The organism is Polaromonas jejuensis NBRC 106434, from assembly GCF_001598235.1.
GTDB classification, from domain to species: domain Bacteria; phylum Pseudomonadota; class Gammaproteobacteria; order Burkholderiales; family Burkholderiaceae_C; genus Polaromonas; species Polaromonas jejuensis.
The window spans coordinates 1-3605 of sequence record NZ_BCYO01000061.1 but is presented as its reverse complement, the minus strand read 5'-3'; the positions used below and the strand labels follow the sequence as shown (position 1 = coordinate 3605).

The following is a 3605-nucleotide window of genomic DNA, read 5'->3' as shown; positions in this document are numbered from 1 at the left end:
AACCTGCTGGCCCAGTGGCAGCCCGCGCTTGCGCTGGCCGCGCAGCAGCTTGGCCAGTTCTCCTGGGAGCAGAACCGCGTCGACCAGGATGGGCTGGGGCAGATCATCCGGGGCCTGGCGGAACCGCTGAAGTCCGCGTCGGCGCACCTGAATGAGGAACACGACGTCGTAAAGGAGCAGATTCGAATCGCTACGGAGCGGCTAAAGACGATTGGATTGGGCATGGAGCGCGCCAACACCAACCGCGCGCAGGTCAGTGAAGCGACGGCCCGGCTGATGCATGAGTTCTCGGACCACGGCCTACACCCCACCCCCGTATGTGATCTGGTGAAGGTGACCGATCCCCAGTGGCAACCAGCCATCGAAGCCTATCTAGGCAGGAATGTGGAGGCCATCCTGTTGCGGGACAAGGAAGAAGAGGACAAAGCCTTTGACATCTATCGGTCTTTGCAGGGCAAGCGGACCATCTATGGCGTCAAGATCGTGCGCTCTGACAAAGCGCGCCATGGAAATGGCCAGCCGGCGGCTGACACGGTGGCCAGCCTGATACAGGGCAGCAACCAAGTGGCAGTTGCCTACCTGCGTGGCAAGCTGGGCAACCTCAAGCGCGCGAATACCGCCCAGGAGGCGCTTCACGGCGAGCGGACGCTGACCCTGGACGGCATGCTGGTCGGGCCCGGGGACTTTGAACGGTTGAGGCTGGTGCCGGAAGCGGACCTACAGATCGGCGCCGGTGCCAAAGGCCAGGTCGACGGGCTCAGGACTGAGTCCCGTAACTTGAACAGGAAGGTTGTCGACTTGCAGGAACGCGAAGGGTCCATCAACCGCATCCGACTGGCCGTGCAGAGTTTGTCGTCGCCAGAAGCTCTGCGCCTCCTGCTCGGATGCGCGCAACAACTGAGCGAGGCGCTCGCCGAGAAGGAGCTCGCCAACCAACGTATCTCGGGTAGCACCAGTGCCGAATACCAGGCCATTTGCGCAACGCTACTTGCTCTGCAGGAGCGCAAGTCACAGGTTGAAAATGATGCCCGGGACGCTCGGGATGCCGTTGTTCGGACTCAGACGATACTGGATAGGTTGACCGGGGAATGTCAAACTAAGCTGCAGGAGCTCCAAGGCAAGCGATCGGTCCATGAGGCCTGCCGTGGCCATGCCGACTATGACCCAGGCTTTGCGTCGGATCGCTGGGACCCGCTGCTGGAGCAATTCGGCGAGAACTACCAGGCCATGGCGGACCACTGCGAAACCCAATCCAAGCGCTGCAATTCAGCCATGGTGCGCCACCTGGGCCCGGCCCAGACGCTGCTGGGAACCTTCCTGACCGACCACCGCGAAGCCGTCAGCGATGAGGTGACGTCCGACTGGCGCAAGGCCAAGGCCTGGATGGAGCAGCAAGTCGCCAGGCTGCAGAATACGGAGCTGCCGCAGTACAAGGAGCAGGCCCAGGAAGCCTACATTGCGTCGCAGAACACCTTCCGGCAGGACGTGGCGCTGGCCCTGCATGCCAACCTCAAGTACCAGACCACCACATTCAAGCGCTTGAACGATGCGCTCAAGGCCTCCCCCGCCTTCACCAATGGGGAGCGGTACCAGTTCCAGGCCAAGATCCGCCCTGACCTCATGCCGTTGAAGAAGTTCATCGAAAATATCGCCGACTTTGGCGCCGACGGCGGGCTGTTTGGCGAACCTGGAGCCATCCCTGCCCAGTTTGAAGAGCTGCTGCGCGAGAAGACCACCGCAGGCAATGCGGCGGTCAAGAGTCCGCTGGATGACTACCGGGAGTTCTTTGAGTTCGACATCGAGATTGAAACCGACGATCCGGTCACTGGCGTCACCAAGGCCATCGGGCATCTGAGCAAGCGCATTGGCCCGGGGTCCGGTGGCGAGCACCGCGCGCCGCTGTACGTGATCGCCGGCGCTGCGCTGTCCTCGGCCTACCGCATGGATGAGAACAACCAGGACGGTCTGCGGCTCATCCTCCTGGACGAAGCCTTCGACAAGATGGACACGCCCAACATCGTGGCCACCATGCGCTACCTCGAAAAACTCGGGCTGCAGGTCCTGCTGGCCAGCCCGGGCGAGAACCTGCCCACACTGACCGCTTTTCTGCACCGCTACTTCGAGATCATGAAGGACGAAACCCGCCACGTGATCCAGGTGGAGGAACGCCGGGTGAGCGAAGCCATGAGGGAGCAGTTCCGGGAGGACATGTGGGAGTACCACCCTGAGCTCCTGGAGGCTGAACTGCTGGCCGTCCGCCAGGAACCGATCGCGCGACCTGCTGCCGCCCCCACACCATGAGCGCGGTCGCCATCGCCAAGGACTTGCTGGCCAAGCTGCTGGATGCCGGCAACAAGCACGCCGCCGGCGCACGTGCGCGCGCACCCGCACTGACAGCCATGCACTTGAAGCCCTACAGCGAGTTGCGGAGTTGGCAACACAAACAGGAATGCGATGAGACATTCATGGCCGCGCGCGACGCCGGCGCCGTCAAATTGCAGCGTGACAGGCTGAATCCGAAGGATGGACTGTTTGAGCGCATCGACCTGGTAGACGTGCAAGCGCTGGCCAGATTTCTGGGGCGCAGCACCTATGCGAACCAGTTGGCCCAGGCCATTGGCCAGTTGGAGCCATTGAAGGCGGAGTTCCCAGTGATCCTGGAGGTGATTGGGCGCTGGACCGGCATGGCCAAGGTGCGCGGCCTGGGCCCGCAGGACGCAGGCGCCTGGATCGATGCAGCCAAGACCATTCGGGCCTGTGCAGCGCGCAGCCAGGACGCGGTTGCCGCACCGGTGCGGGAATTCAGTGCGCGACTGCTCCTGGACAGCAAGCGAATTGAGGCCCTGACATCCCAGCTTGATGTCTTGCTGAGTGGAAGCATCGAGGAAAGCCCAAGAGCTTCGACCCAGGTGTGGCAAGAGTTGGGCTTGTTCCGGGAGGAGCACCCCGTGCTGTTGGCTGGCCACGTGTACATTGCACGCGATCGATCGACCAGTTTGATTGATGCACCCTACATGGGCCTACCAGCGGCAACCATTCAGGGGGTGGCCAGCACAGTCATTGAAGTCATCACCATCGAGAACAAGACCACGTTTCACAGTGAGGCTAAACGCCGGCAAGACGACAAGGTGCTTCTGATCTACACGGCGGGCATGCCTTCACCAGCCTGGCGGGCAATGTACGAACGTCTGCTGGGGAGCCTGCCGCCGACCACGCCGATAAATCACTGGGGTGACGTTGATGAAGGGGGATTTCGGATCGCGTCCACGATCGCGGCCGTAGCCAGGGCAGCGGGGTTTTCCTTGCAGCCCTACGGTATGTCGCCAGAGGATGTGCCCTTGGAAATGCGGGTTAGGGCCTCAGCACGGACCTTGGAGCGTATTCATCACTTCGCTTGTGCAGCAGGATGGCCCGAATTGGGACAGGCGATGCGTGACGCCGAGTTCGTCGCCGAGCAGGAGGCGCTGGAACGGGAGTAATAAATGGCTCAACGTGGAAAGTCATTCCGCCCTCGGGCTTTTGGATGTCTGCAATCCGGCTTTCCATCGTATCCGCTTGCTGCACCAATCCTGGATGGAAGCAATGTGGCGCTAATTCCGATGGCC

At 61.8% G+C, this 3605-nt stretch carries 2 protein-coding genes; both read left to right on the top strand.

From position 1 onward, the window contains the following. The coding region (locus PJE01S_RS24910) for an SbcC/MukB-like Walker B domain-containing protein (protein ID WP_084389743.1) at nt 1-2301 on the top strand (2301 nt) is incomplete at its 5' end. Further along, nucleotides 2298-3479 carry a Wadjet anti-phage system protein JetD domain-containing protein gene (locus PJE01S_RS24015; RefSeq protein ID WP_068836230.1) on the top strand — a complete coding sequence of 394 codons (1182 nt, stop codon included), beginning with the start codon at nt 2298-2300 and terminating at the stop codon, nt 3477-3479. The genes PJE01S_RS24910 and PJE01S_RS24015, both read left to right, overlap by 4 nt. Nucleotides 3480-3605 lie beyond the last annotated feature (126 nt).